At 66.8% G+C, this 23,941-nt stretch carries 24 protein-coding genes and 1 pseudogene; 22 read left to right on the top strand and 3 right to left on the bottom strand.

Going from position 1 to position 23,941, the window contains the following annotated elements:
• The 6 genes from Q0982_RS07550 to Q0982_RS07525 form a co-directional block, all read left to right on the top strand.
• Window positions 1–752 (top strand): class I tRNA ligase family protein (locus tag Q0982_RS07550; protein ID WP_299393722.1); only part of this gene is annotated, 752 nt, incomplete at its 5' end.
• A 53-nt stretch (window positions 753–805) separates the two neighbouring features.
• Window positions 806–1,216 (top strand): DUF6314 family protein, encoded by a 411-nt coding sequence (locus tag Q0982_RS07545; protein ID WP_299393721.1) that lies wholly within the window; start codon window positions 806–808, stop codon window positions 1,214–1,216.
• 63 nt (window positions 1,217–1,279) lie between these two features.
• Complete coding sequence (locus Q0982_RS07540) at window positions 1,280–1,891, top strand: biotin transporter BioY (protein ID WP_299393719.1); 612 nt, start codon at window positions 1,280–1,282, stop codon at window positions 1,889–1,891.
• Window positions 1,892–2,062: 171 nt separating this feature from the next.
• Window positions 2,063–3,802 carry a dihydroxy-acid dehydratase gene (ilvD, locus tag Q0982_RS07535; protein ID WP_299393717.1) on the top strand — a complete coding sequence of 580 codons (1,740 nt, stop codon included), beginning with the start codon at window positions 2,063–2,065 and terminating at the stop codon, window positions 3,800–3,802.
• 21 nt (window positions 3,803–3,823) lie between these two features.
• Entirely contained in the window at window positions 3,824–5,347 is a 1,524-nt protein-coding gene (locus Q0982_RS07530; RefSeq protein WP_299393714.1) for a M81 family metallopeptidase, read from the top strand.
• Between the two features lie 183 nt (window positions 5,348–5,530).
• Complete coding sequence (locus Q0982_RS07525) at window positions 5,531–6,142, top strand: PilZ domain-containing protein (protein ID WP_299393712.1); 612 nt, start codon at window positions 5,531–5,533, stop codon at window positions 6,140–6,142.
• Between the two features lie 27 nt (window positions 6,143–6,169).
• On the opposite strand, the gene Q0982_RS07520 is transcribed toward Q0982_RS07525, so the two are convergent.
• Genes Q0982_RS07520 through erpA form a run of 3 tightly spaced genes read right to left on the bottom strand, consistent with a single transcriptional unit; the run spans window position 6,170 to window position 8,147 of the window.
• Entirely contained in the window at window positions 6,170–6,943 is a 774-nt protein-coding gene (locus Q0982_RS07520; RefSeq protein ID WP_299393710.1) for a rhomboid family intramembrane serine protease, read from the bottom strand.
• A gap of 28 nt (window positions 6,944–6,971) precedes the next feature.
• Complete coding sequence (locus Q0982_RS07515) at window positions 6,972–7,751, bottom strand: exodeoxyribonuclease III (protein ID WP_299393708.1); 780 nt, start codon at window positions 7,749–7,751, stop codon at window positions 6,972–6,974.
• 51 nt (window positions 7,752–7,802) lie between these two features.
• Window positions 7,803–8,147: an iron-sulfur cluster insertion protein ErpA gene (erpA, locus tag Q0982_RS07510; protein ID WP_299393705.1), complete on the bottom strand. Its 345-nt coding sequence runs from the start codon at window positions 8,145–8,147 to the stop codon at window positions 7,803–7,805.
• A gap of 197 nt (window positions 8,148–8,344) precedes the next feature.
• Between erpA and Q0982_RS07505 the strand changes: the two genes are divergently transcribed.
• From Q0982_RS07505 to Q0982_RS07430, 16 genes and pseudogenes are all read left to right on the top strand, one after another.
• Window positions 8,345–9,532: a deoxyguanosinetriphosphate triphosphohydrolase gene (locus Q0982_RS07505; RefSeq protein WP_299393703.1), complete on the top strand. Its 1,188-nt coding sequence runs from the start codon at window positions 8,345–8,347 to the stop codon at window positions 9,530–9,532.
• Window positions 9,529–11,286: an arginine--tRNA ligase gene (argS, locus tag Q0982_RS07500; protein ID WP_299393701.1), complete on the top strand. Its 1,758-nt coding sequence runs from the start codon at window positions 9,529–9,531 to the stop codon at window positions 11,284–11,286. Before Q0982_RS07505 ends, argS begins: the two co-directional genes overlap by 4 nt.
• Window positions 11,287–12,441 (top strand): SPOR domain-containing protein, encoded by a 1,155-nt coding sequence (locus tag Q0982_RS07495; RefSeq protein ID WP_299393699.1) that lies wholly within the window; start codon window positions 11,287–11,289, stop codon window positions 12,439–12,441.
• A gap of 69 nt (window positions 12,442–12,510) precedes the next feature.
• Window positions 12,511–13,536, top strand: a complete 1,026-nt coding sequence (gene nagZ / locus Q0982_RS07490) for a beta-N-acetylhexosaminidase (RefSeq protein WP_299393696.1) — start codon at window positions 12,511–12,513, stop codon at window positions 13,534–13,536.
• Window positions 13,537–13,545: 9 nt separating this feature from the next.
• Window positions 13,546–14,253, top strand: a complete 708-nt coding sequence (locus Q0982_RS07485; RefSeq protein ID WP_299393695.1) for a site-2 protease family protein — start codon at window positions 13,546–13,548, stop codon at window positions 14,251–14,253.
• Complete coding sequence (locus tag Q0982_RS07480; RefSeq protein WP_299393692.1) at window positions 14,250–15,056, top strand: ScpA family protein; 807 nt, start codon at window positions 14,250–14,252, stop codon at window positions 15,054–15,056. Before Q0982_RS07485 ends, Q0982_RS07480 begins: the two co-directional genes overlap by 4 nt.
• Window positions 15,053–15,601 (top strand): annotated as a pseudogene (gene scpB / locus Q0982_RS23805) (SMC-Scp complex subunit ScpB); the annotation flags it as partial. The gene Q0982_RS07480 and the pseudogene scpB, both read left to right, overlap by 4 nt.
• 535 nt (window positions 15,602–16,136) lie before the next feature.
• Window positions 16,137–17,225: an ABC transporter ATP-binding protein gene (locus Q0982_RS07470; RefSeq protein WP_299393689.1), complete on the top strand. Its 1,089-nt coding sequence runs from the start codon at window positions 16,137–16,139 to the stop codon at window positions 17,223–17,225.
• 89 nt (window positions 17,226–17,314) lie between these two features.
• Window positions 17,315–17,563 (top strand): twin-arginine translocase TatA/TatE family subunit, encoded by a 249-nt coding sequence (locus Q0982_RS07465; protein WP_299393687.1) that lies wholly within the window; start codon window positions 17,315–17,317, stop codon window positions 17,561–17,563.
• A 53-nt stretch (window positions 17,564–17,616) separates the two neighbouring features.
• The gene (gene tatB, locus Q0982_RS07460; RefSeq protein ID WP_299393686.1) at window positions 17,617–18,120 is read left to right on the top strand and encodes a Sec-independent protein translocase protein TatB; all 504 of its coding nucleotides are present in this window, start codon (window positions 17,617–17,619) and stop codon (window positions 18,118–18,120) included.
• Complete coding sequence (locus tag Q0982_RS07455) at window positions 18,117–18,749, top strand: twin-arginine translocase subunit TatC (RefSeq protein ID WP_299393684.1); 633 nt, start codon at window positions 18,117–18,119, stop codon at window positions 18,747–18,749. Before tatB ends, Q0982_RS07455 begins: the two co-directional genes overlap by 4 nt.
• The gene (tatC, locus tag Q0982_RS07450; protein WP_299393683.1) at window positions 18,746–19,624 is read left to right on the top strand and encodes a twin-arginine translocase subunit TatC; all 879 of its coding nucleotides are present in this window, start codon (window positions 18,746–18,748) and stop codon (window positions 19,622–19,624) included. Before Q0982_RS07455 ends, tatC begins: the two co-directional genes overlap by 4 nt.
• A 245-nt stretch (window positions 19,625–19,869) precedes the next feature.
• Entirely contained in the window at window positions 19,870–21,147 is a 1,278-nt protein-coding gene (gene serS / locus Q0982_RS07445; RefSeq protein ID WP_299393680.1) for a serine--tRNA ligase, read from the top strand.
• Window positions 21,140–21,952: a 5'/3'-nucleotidase SurE gene (surE, locus tag Q0982_RS07440; protein ID WP_299393678.1), complete on the top strand. Its 813-nt coding sequence runs from the start codon at window positions 21,140–21,142 to the stop codon at window positions 21,950–21,952. The genes serS and surE overlap by 8 nt, the downstream gene beginning before the upstream one ends.
• The gene (locus Q0982_RS07435) at window positions 21,949–22,623 is read left to right on the top strand and encodes a protein-L-isoaspartate(D-aspartate) O-methyltransferase (RefSeq protein ID WP_322096974.1); all 675 of its coding nucleotides are present in this window, start codon (window positions 21,949–21,951) and stop codon (window positions 22,621–22,623) included. Before surE ends, Q0982_RS07435 begins: the two co-directional genes overlap by 4 nt.
• Entirely contained in the window at window positions 22,620–23,912 is a 1,293-nt protein-coding gene (locus Q0982_RS07430; RefSeq protein WP_299393672.1) for a peptidoglycan DD-metalloendopeptidase family protein, read from the top strand. The genes Q0982_RS07435 and Q0982_RS07430 overlap by 4 nt, the downstream gene beginning before the upstream one ends.
• The last annotated feature ends 29 nt before the right edge of the window (window positions 23,913–23,941 follow it).

Genomic DNA, 23,941 nt, shown 5'->3' with positions numbered 1-23,941 from the left:
TCAACGAGGCGGCCCAGGCGCTCTACCAGTTCATCTGGCACACCTACTGCGACTGGTACCTGGAGTTCGCCAAGCCGCTGTTCCAGGGCGATGACGAGGCGGCCAAGGCGGAGACCCGCGCGACGGCCCTCTGGGTGCTGCACAAGGCGCTGTTTCTGCTGCACCCCATCATGCCCTTCCTGACCGAAGAGCTTTGGCAGCAGAGCGGCAACGGCGATGACGCCCTGATGACCACCTCGTCCTGGCCGAACTTCCCGGCAACCCTGATCGACGAAGACGCCGACAGCGCGCTCAACTGGGTGGTCCGCATGATCAGCCAGATCCGCGCCGTGCGCTCGGAGATGAACGTGCCGCCGGGCGCGCGCGTGGCGCTGATCGTCAACGACGCCGCCGCGACGTCGAAAGGGCGCCTTGCCGATCACGAGGCGCTCATCAAGTCCTTGGCGCGCGTCGAGACCATTGCCTTCGACCAGCCGGTGCCAAAGGGCTCCGTGCAGGACGTGGTGGACGAGTGCACGCTGGTCCTGCCGCTGGCCGAGGTGATCGACCTGGCGCAGGAACAGGCGCGGCTGAAGAAGGAGATGGAGAAGCTGAAGGGCGAGATCTGCAAGCTCGACAAGAAGCTCTCCAACGAGCAGTTCCTCGCCAAGGCGCCGGAAGAGGTGGTCGCCGAGCAGCGCGAGCGCCTGGCCGACAGTCAGCAGACCATGGACAAGCTGCGGACGGCCCTGGACCGGCTGGCCTCTGCATAGGCCGGGGGATGGTTGCGGTGGATGAGCGAAGATGGCCTTTTCAAGTCAACGACTTGAAGGATTTTCTTGAAGGTTTGTGGAGCCTGGAGCGGCGGATCGACGACTGCCGCGCGGGGCAGGCGGGCCGGCTCTGCGGCAAGGCGGTTTTCACAGCCGAAGGTGCGGAACTGGTCTACCGCGAAGAGGGGCGCCTCCGCTTCGGCGACCATGAGGGCCCGGCGCTGCAGTCTTACCGCTACGGCTTTCCGACGCCGGCGCGTGCGGCAGTGCATTTCAGCGACGGGCGGTCGTTCCACGAACTGGACCTGTCGCGCGGCGTCTGGACCTGCACCCACCTCTGCGACCCGGACCGCTATGAAGGCCGTTTCCTGGTACCGGACGCCGATACCCTGCGCGTGGTCTGGAAGGTCATGGGGCCACGCAAGGAGCAGAGGCTTGACAGCACCTATCGTCGGGCGCTGTAAGATGGGCCCGGCGTGGTCGATTCAGACCACGAAAACATCTTTGATGAAGGGGAAGCGAACGACATGACGGCTTTGCAAGCACGGCACGCGACCTTGGCGGCGGCCTTGTGGCCCAGCCAGGGCAGACTGGCGGAAATGAACGGCCTCCTTCGGGCCTCCCTGCTGGCGGTCGCCGGTTCGCTGTTTCTCTGGCTCTGCGCCAAGATCCAGGTTCCGTTCTATCCGGTACCGCTCACCATGACCACGTTCGGCATTCTGGCCATCGGCATGGCCTTCGGCTGGCGCCTCGGCGCGGCGACCGTGCTGCTTTATCTGGCGGAAGGCGCCATGGGCCTGCCGGTCTTCGCCGGGACGCCGGAAAAAGGCATCGGCCTGGCCTACATGGCCGGCCCGACCGGCGGCTACCTGCTCGGTTACGTGCTGGCGGCAGCTGCCTGCGGCTGGCTGGCCGAGCGCGGCTGGGACCGCAACGTGGCCACCGCAGCGCTGGCGATGCTGGTCGGCAACGTCGTGCTCTATGTGCCGGGCCTGCTTTGGCTGGGCGTGCTGTTCGGCTGGGACAAGCCGATCCTGGAATGGGGTTTGATCCCCTTCATCACCGGCGATCTGCTGAAGCTGGCGCTGGTGGCCCTCAGTCTGCCGCTGGCCTGGAAGCTGCTGTCCCGGCTCCGCTAGACGGCGACTCAGCTTCACACCGTGCGGGGGCCGGCTGTTGCCGGCCCTTTCGCGTCGGGCTCCGATTTGCGCATGGCCGCATGCAGAATTCGCGGTGGTGAGGGCGCCGGGCCCCGGCTATCCTCGCTCCAATACGAAAAAGAGACACGATCAAAGAGGGAGCCCGCGTCAATGCCGCTCGATTCCAAGTCCAAGCCGGTCTTCGACAAGTCCAAGCTGCCCAGCCGCTACGTTTCGGTCGGCCCGGAGAGTGCGCCCCATCGCTCCTACTACTACGCGATGGGCATGACCGATGAGGAGATCGCCCAGCCCTTTGTCGGCGTGGCGACCTGCTGGAACGAGGCGGCCCCCTGCAACATTGCGCTGTCGCGCCAGGCCCAGGCGGTGAAGCTCGGCGTCAAGGCCGCCGCCGGCACGCCGCGGGAGTTCTGCACCATCACCGTCACCGACGGCATCGCCATGGGCCACCAGGGCATGAAGTCGTCGCTGGTAAGCCGCGACCTCATTGCCGATTCCGTCGAGTTGACCATGCGTGGCCACTGCTACGACGCGCTGGTCGGGCTGGCCGGCTGCGACAAGTCCCTGCCGGGCATGATGATGGCCATGGTGCGTTTGAACGTGCCTTCGATCTTCATGTACGGCGGTTCGATTCTGCCGGGCCGTCACAAGGGTAAGGACATCACCGTTCAGGACGTCTTCGAGGCTGTGGGGGCGCACTCCTCGGGCAAGATCTCCGATGAGGAACTGCGCGCGGTCGAGTGCGCGGCCTGTCCCTCTGCCGGGTCCTGCGGCGGCCAGTTCACTGCCAACACCATGGCCTGCGTCTCGGAAGCCATGGGCCTGGCGCTGCCGGGCTCCGCCGGCGCCCCGGCGCCCTACGAGTCCCGCGATGCTTACGCCGAGGCCTCGGGCCGTGCGGTGATGAACGCATTGGCCAAAGGCATCCGCCCGCGCGACGTTGTGACCCGGCGGTCGCTGGAGAACGCGGCACGCATCGTCGCCTGCTCCGGCGGCTCCACCAACGCCGGGCTGCACCTCCCGGCCATCGCCCACGAGGCGGGGATCGACTTCGACATGGAGGCGGTGACTGACATCTTCCGCTCCACTCCCTACATCGCCGACCTGAAGCCGGGCGGACGCTACGTCGCCAAGGACCTCTACGAGATCGGCGGCGTGCAGGTCATCCTGCGGGCGCTGCTGGACGGCGGCTATCTGCACGGCGACTGCCTGACCGTGAACGGCAAGACCATTGAGGAGAATCTGGAGGGCATCATCCTGCCGGAGGACCAGGACATCGTCCGCTCCTGCTCCAACCCGTTGTCGCCCACCGGCGGCGTGGTCGGCCTGCGTGGCACCCTGGCGCCGGAGGGGGCCGTGGTGAAAGTTGCCGGCTTGACGAACCAGCAGTTCCGTGGCCCGGCCCGGGTCTTCGATTGCGAGGAGGACTGCTTCAAGGCCGTGGAGAACCGCGAATATGAAGAGGGCGAGGTGCTGGTCATCCGCTACGAAGGGCCCAAGGGCGGCCCCGGCATGCGCGAGATGCTTTCCACCACCGCCGCGCTCTACGGCCAGGGCATGGGCGACAAGGTGGCGCTGATTACCGACGGGCGTTTCTCCGGCGCCACCCGCGGCTTCTGCATCGGCCATGTCGGGCCGGAGGCGGCGGTCGGCGGGCCCATCGGTCTGCTGGAGAACGGCGACATCATCGTCATCGACGCCGAGACCGGGGTGCTGGATGTCGAGCTGTCGGAGGAGGAACTGGCGGCCCGCAAGGCCAAGTGGCAGCCCCGCGAACACGACTATCAGTCCGGCGCGATCTGGCGCTATGCGGCGACGGTTGGCCCGGCCTTCCTGGGCGCGGTGACCCATCCCGGCGGCAAGGCCGAGACGCACGTCTTCGCGGACATCTAGGGCGGACATTTAGGCAAGGCCATGGCGCGCATCGCGGTCGGCGGGTTTCAGCACGAAACCAACACCTTCGCCCCTTCCAAGGCGACCTACGCCGACTTCGCCGCGGCCAGCGCCTGGCCCGGCCTGACGCGCGGGGAAGGGCTGTTCGAGGCGGTGGCCGGCATCAACATCGGCATCGCTGGCTTCGTCGAGGCCGCCGCCGCTGCCGGTCATGACCTGCTGCCGCTGTCCTGGAGCCAGGCCACCCCCTCCGCCCAGGTGACCGAGGATGCCTTCGAGCGCATCGTCGGTCAGATGGCGGAAGATCTGGCGGCCATGGACAGCCTCGATGGCCTCTACCTGGATCTGCACGGGGCCATGGTGGCCGATCACATCGACGACGGGGAGGGGGAGATGCTGCGGCGTTTCCGCGACGTCGTCGGGCCGGACCTGCCGATCGTGGTCAGCCTCGATCTCCATGCCAACGTCACGCCGCAGATGGTCGCGCTTTCCGACTGCCTGGAGATCTATCGCACCTATCCGCATGTCGACATGGCGGCGACGGGTAAGCGCGCGGCGGCGCAGCTGGACGCCCTGATCGCCGGGCGGGGCGGGCGCTTCAAGGCCTACCGCCAGCTGCCGTTCATGATCCCGCTGTCCAGCGGCTGCACCTACGAAGGGCCCGCGAAGGAGATTTACCGCGAGGTGAAGCTGCTGGCGCAGGAACCGGGAGTCACCGGCATTTCCTTTGCCTGCGGCTTCTGCCCGGCGGACTTTCCCGATGCCGGAGCGTCGCTGGTGGCCTACGGCGAGACGCAGAGCGCGGCCGACGCCGCCGCTGAGAACCTCTATGCCGCCGCGGCCGAGCGCGAGTCGGCTTTTGCGCTCGAGGTGCTGTCGCCGGTCGAGGCGGTGCGCGAAGCCAAACGCATCGCCGCCCACGCGGACAAGCCGGTCATTCTGGCTGACGCCCAGGACAATCCGGGCGGTGGCGGCAATGCCGACACCACCGGTCTGCTGCGTGCCCTGCTGTCGGAGCAGGCAGAAGGCGCCGTCATCGGCAACCTCTTCGATCCCAAGGCTGCCGAGGCCGCCCATGCGGCGGGCGAGGGGGCGGCGGTGGCGCTGTCGTTGGGTGGGCACTCCGGTATCCCCGGTGACGCTCCCCTCGACGCGGAATTCCGGGTGCTGCGCATTGGCGACGGCCGCCTGACCGGCACCGGCCCCTTTTACAAGGGTGCCCACATGCAGCTCGGGCGCACGGCCCTTCTGGAGCTGAACGGGGTGCGAATCGCGGTTGCCTCCAGCAAGGTCCAACTGGCCGACCAGGCGATGCTGCACCATCTGGGCGTCGAGCCGGCAGCCGAGAAGATCCTGGCCGTGAAGTCGACCGTTCACTTCCGTGCCGACTTCCAGCCCATCGCCGAGACCGTGCTGGTGGTGGTGGCGCCGGGCCCGGTCATCCTCGACAACCGGGAGCTGCCGTTCCGGCGCCTGCGGCCGGGTCTCAGGATCATGCCGATGGGGCCGGCTTTCGGCACGGAGGGCGGGAGCGCCGCCTCCTGAACGACCCGTCCCGGCCGCAGCCGCCCGATGCGCCGCAGAGATACGCGGATTTCGGGGGTTTCCGTCGAATGCGCGCCTTTGTCAGTTGTTAACGGACGGCACGTCATAGTGGGGTCTGAATTCATTCCGGGTGCCTGCTGAGCTTCGGCTGCGCCCGATTGAGCAACCCAGGCGGGCAGGGTCATGACAGAGCTACGGCTTGTCGAACAGCAGATCGCCGTCATGCAACCGGGCAAGATCCACAGCCCGGACGGCATCGTCGATTGCGAGGTGCTCTCCGTCTCGCGCAGCGGCGCGCGTGTACGCCCGCTGGGCGAGCTGCCGGAGCTTGGCCGCCTTTACCTGGCCATCCGCGGTTTCGGACAGTTGGAGTGCCGGCTTGAGCGTACGGAAGCCGACGCTGCCGACCTGGTCTTCACCGGCGATGCGCAGAGCCTGGACGCCATGTTCCAGGACATGCTCGACCGCTTCGGCGATGCGGAGGGGCGCCGCCGTTACCTGCGCCGCTCGGTGCTCTGGCCGGGCAGTTTGAAGGGCGATGGCGCCACCGTCGACTGTACGATCCTCAACATGTCGCTCGGTGGCGCCAAGGTCGCCCTGGCCGAAGAGCGCAGCTTCACCGGAACGGTCACCCTGGTTGGGGACCGCTTTCAAGGCCTGGCGGCGACCATCGTCTGGAAAAGCGGACGCGTGCTGGGGCTGCAGTTCAGGGCTGACACAGCCCAGGTGGCGGACGCTCTGGGTGAGGCGCTGCCCGCCATCAAGGAAAGCATGCTCGTCGGTGCCGCCCGCTAGAGCTTAAGGCGCTCTGCCTTAAGAGGACTATCCCCAGGGACCGCGGCGCGTGCCATCCCGGCCCTTCTGTTCGCGCTGCCAGCCGACGCCACGGCGCAACGTCACACCGCCGGGCGGATCGCCCAGACCGAACAGCGGCACGGCCCGGTACCGGAAAATCGGAATGAGGGCTGCCCCCGCGACGAAACCGCCGATGTGCGCCCACCAGGCCACATTGCTCCCGCCGCCGTCCGCCAGGGCGACGAACTGAAAGCCGAACCAGAAGACCAGCAGCAGCCAGGCCGGCAGGTAGAGGGGGATCACCACCACCGGGACCAGCACCTTCGCCTTCGGATGAAGGATCAGGTAGGCGCCCAGAACGCCGGAGATGGCGCCGCTGGCACCGATCAGCGGGGTGGTGGAGGCCGGATCGATTCCCAACTGTGCCAGTGCCGCCAGCACCCCGCAGAGCAGATAGAACAGCAGAAAGCGGACATGCCCCATGGCGTCTTCGACGTTGTCGCCGAAGACCCAGAGATAGAGCATGTTGCCGAAGAGATGCATGAAGTCGCCGTGCAGGAACTGGTAGGTGAGGAGGGTCACCCAGGGATCGACCAGGACCAGCGTCTCGGCCAGCTCCGCCTCGCCCGTCAGGGTCGCGGGGATTGTGCCCAGGCCGTAGACCATCCGGATGAAGCCCTCTTCGCCCGCCAGCACCTGGATCAGGAAGACAAAGGCGCTGACGGCCAGCAGGCTCCAGGCCGTGAGCGGCTTGGCGATCAGATAGCGTGGCGTGGTGTCATGCAGAGGAATGAACGGCATGGCGGCGGCCCCGTCCCGGAATCTGCGGTCAGGCCGCGTCGCGCAGCCGGCAGACCACCGGCGTGTGGTCGGAGGCCTTCTTTTCCCCGCGCGGCCCGCGGTCGATTTCGCAGCTTTCCAGCCGGTCCGCCGCCTGCGGCGACAGCAGGAAGTGATCGATCCTGAGACCGTGATCGTTCTGCCAGGCACCGCCCTGGTAGTCCCAGAAGCTGTATTGGTGCGGTTCGCCGTGGAGGGCGCGGAACGCTTCCGTATAGCCCCGGTTCAAGAGGGCGCGGAACCGCTGGCGGCTTTCCGGCTGCGCCAGCGCGTCGCCGGCGAAGGCCTTGGGGTCGTAAACGTCCTCATCCTGGGGGATGACATTGTAGTCGCCGCCCAGGACCACCGGCGCCTCGCTTTGCAGCAGCGCGCGGCCATGGTCCAGCAGCCGGTCCATCCAGGCCAGCTTGTAAGTGAATTTCTCGGTTTTGATGGGATTGCCGTTGGGCAGGTAGATGGAGGCGACGCGCAGGCCGAAGGTGGTGGCCTCCAGATAGCGCGCCTGTTCGTCTTCGGGGTCGCCGGGCAGGCCGGTCATCACGTCCTCCAAGGGGGCCTTGGAGAGGATCGCAACGCCGTTGTAGCTCTTCTGCCCGTGAACCGCGACGCTGTAGCCAAGGGCCTCGATCTCCAGCCGCGGAAAGCTGTCGTCGACGGTTTTCAGCTCCTGCAACAGAGCGACGTCGGGGCCGGCGCTCTCGAGCCAGGCGAGAACGTTCGGCAGGCGGGCCTTGATGGAATTGACGTTCCAGCTTGCGATACTGGTCATGGCAGGGCTGGTGCTGGCCGGGCGCACCCGGTTGCCGCTTGCGCCGTCCGTTCAGATCGCAAAGGAGGAGCCGCAGCCGCAGGACGAACTGGCATTGGGGTTGCGGATCTGGAAGGAAGACCCGCCAAGGTCTTCGACAAAGTCGATCTCCGAGCCGGCCAGAAGCTCCAGCGAGGTTTCGTCGATGACCGCGACCACGCCGTCGCGCTCAAAGGTGCGGTCGTCCGGGTTGACGGCCTTGTCGAAGGAGAAGCCGTACTGGAAGCCGGAGCAGCCGCCGCCGGACACCGAGACGCGCAGCATCAGGCTGCTGTCGTCTTCCTGCTTGATGAGCCAAGCGACGCGCTTCGCGGCGTTTTCCGTCAGGGCCAGTGCGGGGGCGGTCTCTACGTCCATCGCAGGCATCGTTCCCGTTCATGATTGGTTAACCATAGGCGCCATGGGCTTTTTGGCCGCCGGCGCGCAGCTGTCTCCCAAGATGTAGGGACTCCCGCGGCCTTGTCAAACCGTGCTTGTCCTTCGTTCAGGCGGCGGTCCGAAAACGGCGGAAAACCGCCATTGCCAGCGGCTGGGGGAGGTCTTAGGGTCGCGCCATGGCCGAGCCGATTCCCGCTGCCCCCTTCGCCTGCCGTCCGGACGAGACCCGGGGCCGGGACCATCCGGAGCCGGAGAGCCCGACCCGGTCGTGTTTCCAGCGAGACCGTGACCGCATCGTCCATGCCGCCGCCTTCCGTCGCCTGAAGTACAAGACCCAGGTCTTCGTCTACCACGAGGGCGATTACTATCGGACCCGGCTGACCCATTCCATCGAGGTCGCCCAGATCGCCCGCTCCATCAGCCGCCGCCTCGGCCTGAACGAGGATCTGGCCGAGGCCATGGCGCTGGCCCACGATCTGGGCCACACCTGTTTCGGCCATGCAGGCGAGGACGCCCTGAACAAGGCGATGCAGCCCTACGGCGGGTTCGACCACAACGAACAGACCTTCCGGATCCTCACCCTGCTGGAACGGCGCTACGCCGATTTCGACGGCCTGAACCTGACCTGGGAGACGCTGGAGGGGATCGTCAAACACAACGGTCCGCTCACCGGGCCGTGCGCGCGTAACGAGGGCGTTCCGGAAACCATCGCCCGCTACTGCCGCGAGGTGCGCGACCTGGAGGTTGACACCTTTGCTGGGGCGGAGGCCCAGGTGGCGGCGCTGTCGGACGACATCGCCTACAACAACCACGACATCGACGACGGCTTGAGGGCCGGCCTCTTTCCCCTGGAGGAGCTGCGCGATCTTCCGCTGGTCGGTCCCGTTTTGGCCGAGGTCTCGCGCCGCTATCCGGATCTGGAAGAAAGCCGCCTGATCCATGAGACCATCCGGCGTATGATCGACCTCATGGTCAACGACCTGCTGCAGGAGACCCGCAGCCGCATCGACGCCCATGCGCCGGCTTCGGCGGAAGACGTCCGTCTCATGGACCGGCCCTTGGTTGCCTTTTCCGACGAGATGCGCCAGAACGACCGCGCGCTGCGGGCATTCCTGTTTCAGCGCATGTACCGCCACTACAAGGTCAACCGCATGACCAGCAAGGCCAAGCGGGTGGTGCGCGAGCTCTTCGACCACTATCTCGAGCGGCCGGATTGCCTGCCGGACGAGTGGCGCGCCGAGGCCGAGGGCGTCCGCGGGACGGCCCGGGCCCGGCTGGTGGCGGACTACATTGCCGGCATGACCGACCGCTACGCGCTGGTCGAGCACGCCAAGAACTTCGATCTTCGAGTTGGAAACGCATGAATCTTTTCAAGGAGTTCCGGGGCATCGTCATCGAGCAGCTTGAGGCGCTGACGGCCGAAGGCCGGCTGCCGCAGGGGCTCGACCTCGCGCGCGTCGCGGTGGAGCCGCCGCGCGACCCGGAGCATGGCGACATGGCCACCAACGCGGCCATGGTTCTGGCCAAGGCCGCCGCCTCCAAGCCGCGGGACCTCGCCGAGGCCCTGGCGGACAAGCTTTCCGCCGTCGATCACGTCAGCGAAGCCACGGTGGCCGGGCCCGGCTTCATCAATCTGCGGCTCGAAGGCGCGCTCTGGATGGAGCAGCTGCGCGAGATCCTCAGGGCCGGAACCGCCTATGGCGCCAGCACCCTGGGGGAGGGCCAGGCCGTCAATGTGGAGTACGTTTCCGCCAATCCGACCGGACCGCTCACCGTTGGCCATGCGCGCGGCGCGGTCGTCGGCGATGCCCTGGCTGCGCTGCTGGCCAAGGTGGGCTACGCCGTCACGCAGGAGTACTACATCAACGATGCCGGCGGGCAGGTGGATGTGCTGGCGCGCTCGGCCTACCTGCGCTACCGCGAGGCGCTGGGCGAGGACATCGGCGCAATCCCCGAGGGCTTCTATCCCGGCGACTACTTGAAGGAGACCGGCAAAGCGCTGGCCGAGCGCGACGGCGACAAGTGGATGGCGGCGGAGGAGGCGGACTGGCTGCCGGTCCTGCGACGCTTTGCCATCGACTCCATGATGGACCTGATCCGCCGCGACCTGGCAGCGCTCGGCGTCCACCAGGAGGTCTTCTCTTCGGAGAAGGATCTTGTCGAGGCCGGCGGCGTGGATGCCGTGCTTTCGCAGCTCGAAGACCAGGGACTGATCTACACCGGTACCCTGGAGCCGCCGAAGGGTAAGCCGCCGCCCGATGACTGGGAGCCGCGTCCCCAGCTTCTCTTCAAGGCGACGGAGTTCGGCGACGACGTCGACCGCGCACTCAAGAAGTCCGACGGCAGCTGGACCTATTTCGCCAACGACATGGCCTATCACCTGGACAAGTTCCGCCGGGGTTTTCCGATGATGATCGACGTCTGGGGCGCCGACCATGGCGGCTACATCAAGCGCATGCAGGCCGGTGTGAAGGCGCTGACCCAGGGCGAGGGCGCGTTGGACGTGAAGGTCTGCCAGCTGGTCAACCTGAAGCGAGGCGGCGCGGCGGTGAAGATGTCGAAGCGGGCCGGGACCTTCGTGACCCTGCGCGAGGTGATCGACGAGGTCGGCAAGGACGTCGTCCGCTTCATCATGCTCACCCGCAAGAACGACGCGTCGCTGGATTTCGATCTTGAGAAAGTGGTCGAGAAATCGCTCGAAAACCCCGTCTTTTACGTGCAGATGGCCCATGCCCGCTGCCGTTCCGTGCTGCGGCTGGCGGCACAGGAACTCCCAGAGGTGGATCTAGATCCTGTGTCTTTGGCGGGTGCAGACCTCAATCTCTTGACCGACTCGGGAGAGCTGGGTCTGATTAAACAGTTGGCGGAGTGGCCGCGGCTTCTGGAGGCGGCGGCAGAAGCGCATGAGCCTCATCGCGTCGCATTCTATCTCTACGATGTGGCCGCGGCGCTTCATGCGCAATGGAACCGCGGGCAAAACCAGGCGCTGTTGCGTTTTCTGCTCCCTGACGAACCGCAGGTCACCCGGGCGCGCTTGGCGCTGCTGCAGGCCGTGGCCTTTGTGATCGCATCCGGGCTCGAGGTCTTTGGCGTCGAGCCGGTTGAGGAGTTGCGCTGAATGGCACCGAGCGACGGTCGGAACAACGCTGGTCCGGGCGGCCGGGAGTCCGATCTATCGGTTGATCCTTCCGACGGCCCGGAGCGGGCCGCGTTCAGCGACGAAGGGATGCGGCGCATCATCTATGCTCAGGACCGCGAGCCGCGCAGCTCCGTCTTCGGAGAGGATACGGCAGAGCTCGAGGCCGACCTGCAGGGACGGCGGCGTCTGATCCCCGTCGTGGTGGCGCTCGCCGCGCTGGTCTGCTTCGGCGGCATCGTCTGGTACGCCTATTCCTGGGGTACGGGCGAAGTGGCGGAGGACCGCCTTCCGGTCGTTGAAGCGGACCCCGGTCCGGATAAGACACGGCCCGAGCAGCCCGGCGGCCTGGAGGTTCCCCACCAGGACAAGCTCGTCCTTAACGACGGCGAGCCGGAGGGCGGGGCGGCACGGGTCGAGCAGCTTCTGCCGCCGCCGGAAACGCCGCAGCCGCCCGAACCGCTGCCGGCACAACCCTCCGCCGGAGCCACGGCCACTGTGCCGCCGGACAGCGAACTGCCGGATCTTCCACCGCCGCCGGCCGCCGTTGCGGACGGCAGTGAAGCCTCGGGCGCCGGTGTTCCGGCTGCGGGGGGGCAGACTGAAGCCCCCGAGGTTGCGGCGATCCCGGAGATTCCCCAGATCCCGGAAATACCGCAAGCGCCCGGCAGCGATGCGCAGGGCACGGCTGAGGCGCCGCCGCCGGTGGCCGAAGGGGGGATCGCCCTGCCGCAACGCAAGCCCGAAGCGCCGGAGACCGGCGCCAGCAGCGGCGAGGATCAGATCGCCCGTCTGCTGGAAACTGTGCCGCTGGAGACTGCCGCTGGCCAGCCTGCCCCTCAATCCGCCGCCCAGACCGCTACTGCGCCGGCTGGCCAAAGCCCGAGCGCGGGCGACATCGTTCTGCAGCTTTCTTCAGTGAAGTCCGAAGCGGCGGCGGCGCGCGAATGGGCGCGGCTGCAAGGCGAGCATCCGGCGTTGTTGGGGGGGCTGGCATTGGCGCTCGACACCGCGGAGGTGCAGGGCACCACCTACTACCGCGTTCAGACCGGACCCTTTCCCAGCCGCAGCGCCGCCAACGATCTTTGCGGCCAGCTGAAAAGCAGGAATCAGGACTGCCTTGTTAAACAGCGCTAAGGGGTCAAACAGCGCTAGCGCGGCAGAGCATGGCAGGCAGACCAGCGTCGTCGCCGTGGTCTTTGCGCGATGAGCGGCGGCGCCGCGCCCCGGGCGGTCATCTACGGTTGTGCCGGCCCGACACTCTCGGCGGCGGAAGAGGCCTTCTTCAGGGACGCCGATCCGCTGGGCTTTATTCTCTTCGCGCGCAACTGCGAGTCCCCGGATCAAGTCCGCGGCCTGGTCGCTGCGCTGCGCGCCGCCGTCGGGCGGGCTGACGCGCCGGTTCTGATCGACCAGGAAGGCGGCCGCGTGGCGCGCCTCAAGCCGCCGCAGTGGCGCGCGGTCCCGCCGCCCAGCTTCTTCGGCCGGCTGGCGACCCATGACCGCGACCGCGCCGCCGAAGCGCTCGGCCTCAACACCCGCCTCCTCGCGATGGAGCTTTGCGATCTGGGGATCGACGTCGACTGCGTGCCGGTTCTGGACTTGCAGTTTCCCGGCGCCAGCGACGTCATCGGCGACCGCTCCTTCGGCGGCGATCCGGCGCTGGTCGGCGACCTGGGGCGCATCGTCTGCGACACCATGCTGGCCGAGGGCGTGATGCCGGTGGTGAAGCACATTCCGGGGCACGGGCGGGCGCGGGTCGACAGCCACAAGGATCTGCCGGTGGTCGGCACCGGCCTCCCCGAGCTTTCGGCCACCGACTTTCAGCCCTTCGAAGCCCTGGCGCAGGCCCCTTGGGGCATGACCGCCCATGTCGTCTACACGGCGCTCGACCGCGAACGGCCGGCAACGACCTCGCCGAAGGTGATTTCGGAGGTCATTCGCGGCCAGATCGGGTTCCAGGGCCTGCTGTTGTCCGACGATCTGTCGATGGAGGCCCTGGAGGGCGGCCTGGACGCGCGGGCGTCGAAGGCCCTGGAGGCCGGTTGCGACATCGCGCTGCACTGCAACGGCAAGCCTGACGAGATGGAGGCGATTGCCCGCATCGCTCCGGTCATGACCACGGCGGCGCAGGACCGCTTTGCGGCAGGGCGGCAGCGCCTGGGGCGGCCGGAGGCCGCGGACCGGGAGCTTCTGCAGCGGCGGCTTGACGTTCTGATGAGTGTCGGCTAGGCGCTGGTGATGGATTTCGATCTTTCCGAGCTTGCCTATATCGCCTCCGTCTGGGCGCTGCCGGTCCTGCTGGCGATCACCCTGCACGAGGCGGCGCATGGCTTCATCGCCTGGTCCTATGGCGATGACACTGCCTACAAGCTGGGCCGCGTCACGATGAACCCGCTGAAGCACATCCATCCGATCGGGACGATCCTGCTGCCGCTGGCGCTGATCGTTCTCAAGGCGCCTTTCCTGTTCGGCTATGCCAAGCCCGTCCCGGTGGCCACGCACCGCCTGCGCAAACCGCGGCGGGACATGGTCTATGTGGCCGCTGCCGGACCCATGGCGAACCTCATCCTGGCGACCATCTCGGCGCTGCTCTACAACCTCGTCCCGCTGCTGCCGGACGCGGCGGCGCTCTGGCTCGCGCAGACCCTGCGGATCTCCATCATCGTCAACCTGGTCCTGGCGGTGCTCAACCTGCTGCCGCTGCCGCCGCTGGACGGCGGGCGCATCGCTGTGGGCATCCTGCCGATCTCTCTCGCCGTTCCGCTGGCCCGCCTGGAACGGTACGGGATTTTCATCCTACTGGGGGCGTTTTTCCTGCTGCCTTACCTGGGCCGGGAACTGGGCCTGGACATCCGCGTGTTTGATTGGCTCATCCGGGCCCCTGTAAACTGGATGCTGCCGTTCTTTTCGGGCTTGGCCGGTCTACCGGAGGCAATGCGACTGTGAGCGATGTGATCCCCTTTGAAGAAGGTGTCGAGGGTGCGCGCAGCGCCACCCGCGACCGCCTGTTGCTGGAACTGGACGGCTATGCCGGGCCCATCGACGTGTTGCTGGAGCTGGCGCGCGATCAGAAGGTCGATCTGACCCAGATCCGCATCCTGGATCTCGCCGAGCAGTACCTCGACTTCGTGAAGGAAGCGCGGGCCATCCGCCTGGAGCTGGCGGCCGACTACTTGGTCATGGCCGCCTGGCTGGCCTACCTCAAGTCGCGTCTGCTGCTGCCGGAGGTGGGCGGCGAGGAGGAACCGACGGGCGCCGAGATGGCGGCGGCGCTGAAGTTCCAGATGCAGCGCCTGCAGGCTATGCGCGACGCCGGCCAGAAACTGATGGCGCTGCCGCAGCTGGCGCACGACATCTTCGCCCGCGGCACGCCGGAGCGGCTGCGCACGCGGACCACCACAACCTATGACGCCAGCCTCTACGACCTCTTGAAGGCCTATGGGCGAAACAAGTCCCGCGCCACCGTCACCAACCTGGAGATCAAGGCGACCGAGCTCTACTCGGTCGACGAAGCAATGTCGCGCCTGTCCTCGCTGTTCGGGATGCCGGTTCCGGGCTGGCGGTCGCTGTCGTCGTTCCTGCCGCCTGAACTGCGCGGTGATCCGCTGCTGACCCGCTCGGCCCTGGCCTCGACCTTCGCGGCCAGCCTTGAACTCTGCAAGGCGGGCAAGCTGCGCATTCGCCAGGACGGCACCTTCGGCACAATCTATCTGCGCGGCACCGATGAGGAACAACAGGAGCATCCATGAGCACTGACTTTGACAACGTGCGGCTGGTCGAGGCCCTGCTCTTTGCCTCTGCCGAGCCGCTGGCGCCGGCCCAGTTGGCCCGCTTCCTGCCGGAAGACACCGATCTGGATGCGATCCTGAGCGATCTGGAAACGCTCTACGCGAACCGCGGCGTGAACCTGGTCAAGCGCGGCGGGCGCTGGGCCTTTCGCACCGCGGTCGACCTTGCGCCGCGCATGGAGTTGGAGACCAAGGTCGTCCGCAAGCTCTCGCGCGTTGCCCTGGAGACCCTGGCGGTGATCGCCTACCACCAGCCGGTGACCCGCGGCGAAATCGAAGAGATCCGCGGCGTCGCGCTTTCCAAGGGCACGCTCGACACGCTGCTGGAAATCGGCTGGATACGCCCCAAGGGGCGGCGCAAGACGCCGGGGCGGCCGGTCACCTGGGGCACCAGCGAGGCCTTTCTCGACCACTTCGGCCTGGACTCCCTCGATGCACTGCCGGGCGCCGAGGAGTTGAAGGCGGCCGGGCTGCTGGACAGCCGGCCGGCGATCACTGCGCTGGGCGACCGCGGTCTGCTGCCGGGGGTTGGCGAGGTGGCGCCGGAGGCGGTCGACGAGGACGGGGAAGAAGCCGAGGACGAAAACGGCGAGGGCGGCCTCGCCGAGGGTGACGAGGGGGTGCTCGATCCGGAGTTCGGCGAGAACCTGCTGCCGCAGGAGGTCGACCTCGCCGCACTCTCCGCCGAGGACCAAGACGGCGCCGGGGCGCCGGACGCGGAAGACGAGCCCGCAGAGGACGAGCCCGCAGAGGACGAACCCGCAGAGGACGAACCCGCGCCGGAGCAGACCGCGACAGAGCCGGAAGACCAGGAAGCCCGTGAACCGGAAGAGCATGGCCCGGACGAGGATGACTCTGAGGATGACTCTAAGGACGACGAGCCGGCGGACGAAGAGAGGGGCGAACTCGTCGACCTGAACGCAGAGGGCGCCAAACGCGGCCACGGCTGACGGCACGGCACGGCGGCAATCCGTTGCGAACGGCTTGCAGAACCGGCGGCAAGTCAGTATGGCAAGGGCGGTCCAATCCGCCGGAATGTCGATGCAAGCGCCCGTCCCATCAGCCCTCGTTCTTGAGCACGTCAGTCATGCCTTTGGCGACCTCCAGGCTGTCGACGACCTGAGCCTCTCCCTATCTTCGGGCGAGGTCGTCTGTCTGCTGGGTCCTTCCGGTTGCGGCAAGACAACCGCCCTGAGGGTGGCGGCGGGCCTGGAAGCCCTGCAGCGCGGCCGGGTGCTGATCGGCGGCCAGGAGGTAGCCGGCGCGGGCCGGGAGATGCCGCCGGAGAGCCGTTCTGTCGGCCTGGTTTTCCAGGACTATGCGCTCTTTCCCCATCTGACGATTGCCGCCAATGTGGCCTTCGGGCTCAAGGGCCTGCCGGCGGCAGAGCGCCGGTCACGCGTGCTTGAGGCGCTGGAACGGGTCGGCATGGCCCAGTCCGCTGAGGCCTATCCCCACACGCTTTCCGGCGGCCAGCAGCAGCGGGTGGCGCTGGCGCGGGCCCTGGCACCACGGCCACGGGTTATGCTGCTGGACGAACCCTTCTCCAACCTCGATGCCCGGCTGCGCCAGAAGGTGCGGGACGAGACGCTGCATGTTCTGAAGGAGAGCGGCACCACCACCCTGATGGTGACCCACGATCCGGAGGAGGCCATGTTCATGGCCGACCGCATCGCCCTGATGCGGGAAGGGCAGGTCGTGCAGGAGGGGACGCCGGCGGAGCTCTACTACCAGCCTGTGGACGCTTTTGTTGCCTCTTTTTTCGGTGAAATCAATATTTTGGAGAGCGTTGTTCACACGGGACAGGTATCCACACCCTTCGGCCCGGTGGACTCCGGCGGCTTGGCGGAGGGCACCGCGGTGGAGGTTCTGATCCGCCCGGAGGCGCTGCATCTGCGCCCCTTCGCGGCCGCCAACGGCAGCGCGGCGCCGGAGCAGGCGGTGGAGGTGATGGCGGCGCGGCTGATGGGGCGGACCAGCCTCATCCATATCCGCGCGCTTGACGTAACCGATCAAGAGACACACTTCCATGCTCGGGTGCCCGGGCGTTTCTTGCCGCCCGAGAACGAGCGCCTGCGGGTTGAGCTCGATCGCTCGCAAGCCTTTGTTTTTCCGCGGGAGACGGATTAACCCTTTTGGCCAGGATCGTTGCGGCGCACGGGCCTTTTTGCCATAGTCCGCGACAAGAGGCCTCACGACAAAAGTAAGGAGATCCCGGAATGGGAACCTTTAGTATTTGGCACTGGCTCATTGTGCTGGTGGTGGTTCTTGTCCTCTTCGGTGGGGGTGGAAAAATCCCCAAGCTGATGCGTGACATGGGACAGGGTATCAACGCCTTCAAAAAGGGCCTGAAAGAAGATCAGAAGGCCAAGGACAAGGCCGCCGACGGGGACGACACCAAGGTGATCGACCAGGAGGCGCCGGCCATGGCGTCCACCGAGGAAAAGGACAAGGCTGCAAACGGCTGAGGGTCTGCCCTCACGCCGTGTCTTGAGTCTTTTCCCTGAAATGACGGGCGGCCATGTTTGATATCGGCTGGACCGAGATGATGGTGATCGCGTTGATCGCCCTCATCGTCATCGGACCGAAAGATCTTCCCGGAACGCTGAAGACCGTCTCGCAGTGGGTGCGCAAGGCGCGCTCGCTGACGCGCGAGTTTCAGTCGGGGATCGACGACATGGTCCGCGAAGCCGAGCTCGATGACGCCCGGAAGATGCTGGAGGAAACCCGGCGCGGCAATCTCGAGAAGACGATCAGCAACGCGATTGACCCCACCGGCGACGTGGCCGACGAAGTCCGCGATATCGAGCGCGAGGCACGGCGCGAACAGCCCGCCGACAGCACGAGTGCCGAAGCCGAGCCTTCCGACGACAGCAATGCGGCCAAGGCTTCGGTTCTGATGTCCAAGCCGGCGGCACCGGTTGCACCGCCCCATTCGCTGGACACGGGCAAACCCGCGGAGACCGAAGCCCCATCCACCGAACCGGCGCAAGCGTCGAAGCAGGACAGTAAGCAGTCGGCATGACCACGGCGACCGAGGCGCAAGACTCAAAAAGAAGGCTGCAAGCTGGGCCGCTTCGTCGCGTAGCCTACTGCTCGTCCGCGCTCTTGGTGGTCTTTCTAGTCTGCTTCTTTTTCGCGGAGCAGATACTCGGTTTTCTGTTGCAGCCGGTGCTCTCTGTTCTGATCGAAAACAACATGGTCGAAGCGCATAGCGCTTACCAGTTCACCTCCCTCAAAGCGCTCTTCGGCATGTATGCGACGGTGGCGCTTTTCGCGGCTGCTTTCCTGTGCTTTCCGTTCATCTTGTACCAATTCCAGGCGTACTGGGCCGGGCGGCGCCGCGAGCCGTCGAACCTGGGAGAGGGCACCACGATCGCGGTTTTGGCGCTGCCCCTTCTGCTTGGGGGAGCGCTGGCCTACTACGTCGTTTTTCCCTTTGTCGCAGGCCCCATTGCTGAACTGCAGGGGCCGGGTTCCGAGTTTGATCGGGTCGTATGGGCGGATCTTTGGGTCGAGGGACACCTGTATCTGCTGATGAAGGTTATTGCTGCCACTGCGCTTTGCTTTGTGCTGCCGGCAGCATTGTTTGTCTTGAGTCGTGTGGGTAAGGCCGTGAGGCTTTCCGGCAGCAGCTCCGGCAGTTACGAATGACCACGGTGACCGACTCCCACGACGAGAAAAAGATGCCGTTGCTCGATCATCTGATCGAGCTGCGCCAGAGGCTCCTCTGGTCGGTCGCCTCGCTTCTGGTGGTCTTCCTGGTCTGCTTCTTCTTCGCCGAACAGATCTTCGATTTCCTCGCCAGGCCGCTGGCCGACGTCCTGCTCGAGGGGCGGGAGGACAACCGCCCGCCGCGCCTGATCTTCACCAATTTGACCGAGGTCTTCTTCACCTACGTCAAGGTTGCCTTCTTCGCCGCCGCCTTCATCTGCGCGCCGGTCTTTCTCATGCAGCTCTGGCTGTTCGTTGCGCCCGGCCTTTACAGGCACGAGAAGGCGGCCTTCGCGCCCTTCCTGGCGGCGACGCCCTTCCTGTTCTTCCTCGGCGGCGGTCTGGTCTACTGGATCATCTTCCCCTTCGTCGTGGAGTTCTTCATCGCCTTCGAGACGTCAGGCGGAGACGGCAACCTGCCCATTGAATTGGAACAGCGGGTAGCCGAGTACTTCTCGCTGATGATGAAGCTGATCTTCGCCTTCGGGCTCTGCTTCCAGCTACCGGTGATCATGACCCTTCTGGCAAGGGTCGGCCTCGCCACCTCCAAGGGCATGGCGGCCAAGCGCAAGTACGCCATCGTCGGCGTCTTCATCTTCGCGGCGATCTTCACCCCGCCGGATCCGATCAGCCAGCTCTCCCTGGCGATCCCCATCGTCCTGCTCTACGAGATCTCCATCTACATGGCCAAGTGGGTCGAGCGCAGCCGTCCGAAGGACGAATACGACGACCTGGATGACGACGAACTGGGCGGCGACGACAGCGGTGAAGAGAGCAGCGGGGGGAGTGGCGGCACGTCGCCGGCGACGACCTGACGGCCGGCGGGCGGGCGGCAGGCAGTCCCAACAGTCTTCTTCACAGATCACTTTACCTTCGGCGAAATTGCCGAATCGGGCGAAGGGCTTCGCCCCGAAGGCTGCGGTTTTCCGTGAAGGGCCTGGCGGTCCGGCGATGACATTTGTTGGGCGAATCGGGCCAGTCCGGCGTGGACAGGCGCCGCGCGGGGACCGTATAAGTCCTTCGATTCGCTTAGCAACAGACCCGATTCGACTGACCGCCCATGCTGGACATCAAATGGATTCGCGACGAGCCTGAGGCCCTCGACGCCGCGCTGAAACGCCGCGGCCTCGATCCGCTGTCGGAGGCCGTGCTGTCCATCGACTCCCGGCACCGGGCGACCCAGGCCGAGCTGCAGGCCATGCAGACGCGCCGCAACGAAGCCTCCAAGGCCATCGGCGAGGCCAAGCGCAAGGGCGAGGACGCGACGGCCCTGATGGAGGAGGTCTCCGGACTCAAGACCCGGATGGCCGATGCCGAGGACGCGGAGCGGCGGCTCAGCGCCGAGCTTGGCGACCTCCTGAGCGGCATCCCCAACCCCACACTGCCGGACGTACCGGAAGGGGCTGATGAGGATGCCAACGTCTGCCTGCGCGAGCACCTGGCGCCGACCGACTTCGCCTTTCCGCCCAAGGAGCACTACGAGCTGGGCGAGGCGCTGGGCTTTCTGGATTTCGAGACCGCGGCCAAGCTTTCCGGCTCGCGCTTTGTGGTGATGCGCGGACAGATCGCCCGGCTGCATCGGGCGCTGGCCCAGTTCATGATCGACCTGCACACCACCGAGCACGGCTATGAGGAAGTGGCACCGCCGCTGCTGGTGCGCGACCACGTGCTCTACGGCACCGGGCAGTTGCCGAAGTTCGCCGAGGACCAGTTCCGCACCACCAGCGATCACTGGCTGATTCCGACGGCAGAGGTGCCGCTGACCAATCTGGTGGCGGGCGAGATCCTGGAGTCAGACGCGCTGCCGATCCGGGTGACGGCACTCACGCCCTGCTTCCGCTCGGAAGCGGGCTCGGCCGGGCGCGACACCCGCGGCATGCTGCGCCAGCATCAGTTCGAGAAGGTGGAGCTGGTCTCCATCACGCGCCCCGAGGACTCTGCCGCCGAGCACGAGCGCATGGTGGGCTGTGCCGAAGAGGTGATGAAGCGCCTCGGCCTGCCGTACCGCGTGATGGTGCTTTCCACCGGGGACATAGGCTTCGGCGCTGCCAAAACCTACGACGTCGAGGTCTGGCTGCCGGGGCAGAAGGCCTATCGCGAGATTTCGAGCTGCTCCAACTGCCTGGATTTCCAGGCGCGGCGCATGAAGGCGCGCTACCGGCCCGTGGATGAAAAGGGCACCCGCTTCGTACACAGCCTTAACGGCTCCGGCGTTGCGGTGGGCCGCGCCCTGATCGCGGTCATGGAAAACTACCAGCAGGGTAACGGCAGCATCGCCGTGCCGGAAGCCCTGCGGCCCTACATGGGCGGGCTGGAGGTGATCGGCGATCATGGCTAAGAGCGGCACCGGCAAATCTGGCACCGGCAAATCTGGCATCAATCTGAGGCGTGCGCGCATCCTCGTCACCAACGACGACGGTATCAACGCGCCGGGGCTGAAGGTGCTGGTGAAGCTCGCCAAGACCTTGAGCGACGACGTCTGGGTGGTGGCGCCGGAAAGCGAACAATCGGCGACCAGCCATTCGCTGACCCTGCGCCGGCCATTGCGGGAAAGGCGCCTGGGCAGCAAGCGCTTTTCCGTGGACGGCACGCCCACCGACTGCGTGCTGGTCGCCCATCACCGGATCCTTGCCGACCGGCTGCCGGACCTCGTGCTGTCCGGCATCAACGACGGCGGCAATCTGGCCGAGGACGTGACCTATTCGGGCACCATCGCCGCGACCATGGAAGCGGCCCTGCTGGGCATCCCGGCCATCGCATTCTCCCAGCAGCGCGGGGAGGACGGTATCGCCCGCTGGAAGGTACCGGAGGCCTTTCTGCCTGATATCGTCCGCAAGCTGGTGAAGATGCGCTGGACCAAGGACCTGCTGGTCAACGTGAACTTTCCGGCGGTGGCGCCGGAGGACGTCACCGGCATCGAGGTCTGCCGTCAGGGGCGCCGCGACGAGGGGACGACCGTCAACGAGACCTTCGATCCTTCGGGACGGCGTTTCCTGTGGATCGGTGGCTACCAGCTCGACACTTCCGAGGAGCGCGACAGCGATCTGGCGGTGACCGCCAAGGGCGGGATCTCGATCACGCCCCTTCATCTGGACCTGACGCACCGGGCAAGCATGAAATCCCTGAGGGAGCTCTTCGGCTGATGGTGGCGTCGCGCAAGATTCGGCTGATCATGGAGCTGCGGCGCGGCGGTATCGCCGACACCGACGTGCTCTCGGCCATCGAGCGCATCCCGCGGGAGGCCTTCACGCCCGATAGCTTCCGTCATCAGGCCTACGAGAACGTGGCGATCCCCATCGGTCAGGGCCAGACGCTCAGTCAGCCGCAGGTGGTCGCCCTGATGACCCAGGCGCTTGGCGCCAGCCGCCGCACCAAGGTGCTGGAGATCGGCACCGGCTCCGGCTACCAGGCCGCCGTCCTTTCGCGGCTCTGCCGGCGGGTCTACACCATCGAGCGATTCAAGGATCTGCTGGAGACGGCGGAGCGGCGCTTCCTCGATCTGCGCCTGCACAACATCACCACGCGTCATGGCGACGGCTGGAAGGGTTGGCCCGAGCAGGCGCCCTTCGACCGCATCATGATCACCGCGGCGGCCGCCGACGTGCCGGCGGCCCTGGTCGATCAGTTGGCGGAGGGCGGGCGCATGGTGCTGCCGGTCGGCCGCAGTTCGCGCGACCAGGCCCTGCTGTCCCTGCGGCGCGAGGGCGGCGAGATCGTCGAAGAACACCTGGGCGACGTCCGTTTCGTGCCGCTGGTCGAGGGCGTCCCCGAGGAAGAGGCCTACTTTGCCCAGAGGGGCGGGAGTTTGGCATGACGCTGCATAGGATCGCCATTTTGACCGCAGTGGCGCTGGCGCTTTCCGCCTGCAACCTGACGCCGGTCTACCGGGACGCCAGTTTCCAGACGCCGAAGGACCCGCCGCAGTTGCCGCAGCGCAAGCCTGCACCGCCGGCCAACTTCGCCGCCCTGAGCGTGCCTTTCGAAACGGCAGCGGCGCCGCAGGCCGGGACGACGGTTACCGTGGAAACCCTGGCGCCCCTGGGTGCCGCGCCACAGGCCCAGGCGGCCCCGCTGCCGCGCGCCCAGCAACCCTTGGCCCAGCAACCTTTGGTCCAGCAGCCCCTGGTGCAGCCGGCGGCGGCTCAGGTGCAGCCGGTCGCCCAACCTTTGGCTCAGGCAATCCCGGCCGACGGCCGCTATGTGGTCGCGCAGGGTGACAGCCTCTATGGCATCGCCCGCCGCTTCGGGCTGCCGATCCGCGCGGTGATCGACGCCAACGGCCTGCAGCCGCCCTACCGGCTGGCGCTGGGGCAGGGCCTCACGATCCCTCAGGCGCAGGTCCACGTCGTGGCGCCCGGCGACACCGTCTTCAACATCGCCCGGCGCTATCAGGTGGACCGCAGCGAACTGGTGCGTCTGAACGGCATCGATGCGCCCTACACCATCCCGCTCGGTCAGAAACTGATCCTGCCGCAGCCGGGCAGCAGCCCTGCCGCCTCCGTCGTTGCGGCGACAGCACAGCCGCGGGCCGGCAGCGGCGCAGCGGCTGCCGGCTCGGCAGCCCCGGGAGGCCAGACCGCCGCCCTGCCGAAGGCTCCGCCGGGCAAGACGCTGGCGCCGGCCCCGCAGAGGGCGCAGCCCGCCATCGCCAAGCGCGGCACCACCGACAAGCCGCCGCCGCGCGCGCAGTCGACCTTCCTTTGGCCCGTGCAGGGACCGGTGTTGTCCTCCTTCGGTGGCAAGGCCGATGGTGTGCACAACGACGGCATTAACATCGCAGCGCCACGCGGCACGCCAGTCCGCGCCGCCGAGAACGGCGTCGTCGCCTACGCCGGCGAGGAGTTGAAAGGCTTCGGCAAGCTGCTGCTGGTCAAGCACGCCGACGGCTGGATCACTGCCTATGCCCACAATGAGAAGCTCTTGGTCGTGGCCGGCGACGTGGTGAGCCGCGGGCAGACCATTGCCCGGGTCGGGTCCAGCGGGTCGGTCGGGCGCCCGCAGTTGCACTTCGAGGTGCGCCGCGGCACGCGGGCGGTCAATCCGGAGACCATGCTGGGCCCCCGTCCCACGACGGCTGCCAAGCCTGCCACTGCCAGCAACTGAGCATTCATACTTCGACACGGGCCAAAGCA

Origin of the sequence: Pelagibius sp. (genome assembly GCF_028281305.1) — a bacterium.
In the GTDB taxonomy this organism is placed as follows: Bacteria; Pseudomonadota; Alphaproteobacteria; order Kiloniellales; family Kiloniellaceae; genus Pelagibius.
The sequence above is the reverse complement of the archived record's forward strand: the minus strand, read 5'-3'. Positions and strand labels throughout refer to the sequence as shown.

Excerpts from the sequence above, each read along its gene's own strand:
- Q0982_RS07540 (WP_299393719.1), top strand. The coding sequence starts at position 1,280 with ATGACGGCTTTGCAAGCACGGCACGCGACCTTGGCGGCGGCCTTGTGG.
- ilvD (WP_299393717.1), top strand. The coding sequence starts at position 2,063 with ATGCCGCTCGATTCCAAGTCCAAGCCGGTCTTCGACAAGTCCAAGCTG.
- Q0982_RS07530 (WP_299393714.1), top strand. The coding sequence starts at position 3,824 with ATGGCGCGCATCGCGGTCGGCGGGTTTCAGCACGAAACCAACACCTTC.
- Q0982_RS07525 (WP_299393712.1), top strand. The coding sequence starts at position 5,531 with ATGACAGAGCTACGGCTTGTCGAACAGCAGATCGCCGTCATGCAACCG.
- Q0982_RS07520 (WP_299393710.1), bottom strand. The coding sequence starts at position 6,943 with ATGCCGTTCATTCCTCTGCATGACACCACGCCACGCTATCTGATCGCC.
- Q0982_RS07515 (WP_299393708.1), bottom strand. The coding sequence starts at position 7,751 with ATGACCAGTATCGCAAGCTGGAACGTCAATTCCATCAAGGCCCGCCTG.
- erpA (WP_299393705.1), bottom strand. The coding sequence starts at position 8,147 with ATGGACGTAGAGACCGCCCCCGCACTGGCCCTGACGGAAAACGCCGCG.
- Q0982_RS07505 (WP_299393703.1), top strand. The coding sequence starts at position 8,345 with ATGGCCGAGCCGATTCCCGCTGCCCCCTTCGCCTGCCGTCCGGACGAG.
- argS (WP_299393701.1), top strand. The coding sequence starts at position 9,529 with ATGAATCTTTTCAAGGAGTTCCGGGGCATCGTCATCGAGCAGCTTGAG.
- Q0982_RS07495 (WP_299393699.1), top strand. The coding sequence starts at position 11,287 with ATGGCACCGAGCGACGGTCGGAACAACGCTGGTCCGGGCGGCCGGGAG.
- nagZ (WP_299393696.1), top strand. The coding sequence starts at position 12,511 with ATGAGCGGCGGCGCCGCGCCCCGGGCGGTCATCTACGGTTGTGCCGGC.
- Q0982_RS07485 (WP_299393695.1), top strand. The coding sequence starts at position 13,546 with ATGGATTTCGATCTTTCCGAGCTTGCCTATATCGCCTCCGTCTGGGCG.
- Q0982_RS07470 (WP_299393689.1), top strand. The coding sequence starts at position 16,137 with ATGCAAGCGCCCGTCCCATCAGCCCTCGTTCTTGAGCACGTCAGTCAT.
- Q0982_RS07465 (WP_299393687.1), top strand. The coding sequence starts at position 17,315 with ATGGGAACCTTTAGTATTTGGCACTGGCTCATTGTGCTGGTGGTGGTT.
- tatB (WP_299393686.1), top strand. The coding sequence starts at position 17,617 with ATGTTTGATATCGGCTGGACCGAGATGATGGTGATCGCGTTGATCGCC.
- Q0982_RS07455 (WP_299393684.1), top strand. The coding sequence starts at position 18,117 with ATGACCACGGCGACCGAGGCGCAAGACTCAAAAAGAAGGCTGCAAGCT.
- tatC (WP_299393683.1), top strand. The coding sequence starts at position 18,746 with ATGACCACGGTGACCGACTCCCACGACGAGAAAAAGATGCCGTTGCTC.
- serS (WP_299393680.1), top strand. The coding sequence starts at position 19,870 with ATGCTGGACATCAAATGGATTCGCGACGAGCCTGAGGCCCTCGACGCC.
- surE (WP_299393678.1), top strand. The coding sequence starts at position 21,140 with ATGGCTAAGAGCGGCACCGGCAAATCTGGCACCGGCAAATCTGGCATC.
- Q0982_RS07430 (WP_299393672.1), top strand. The coding sequence starts at position 22,620 with ATGACGCTGCATAGGATCGCCATTTTGACCGCAGTGGCGCTGGCGCTT.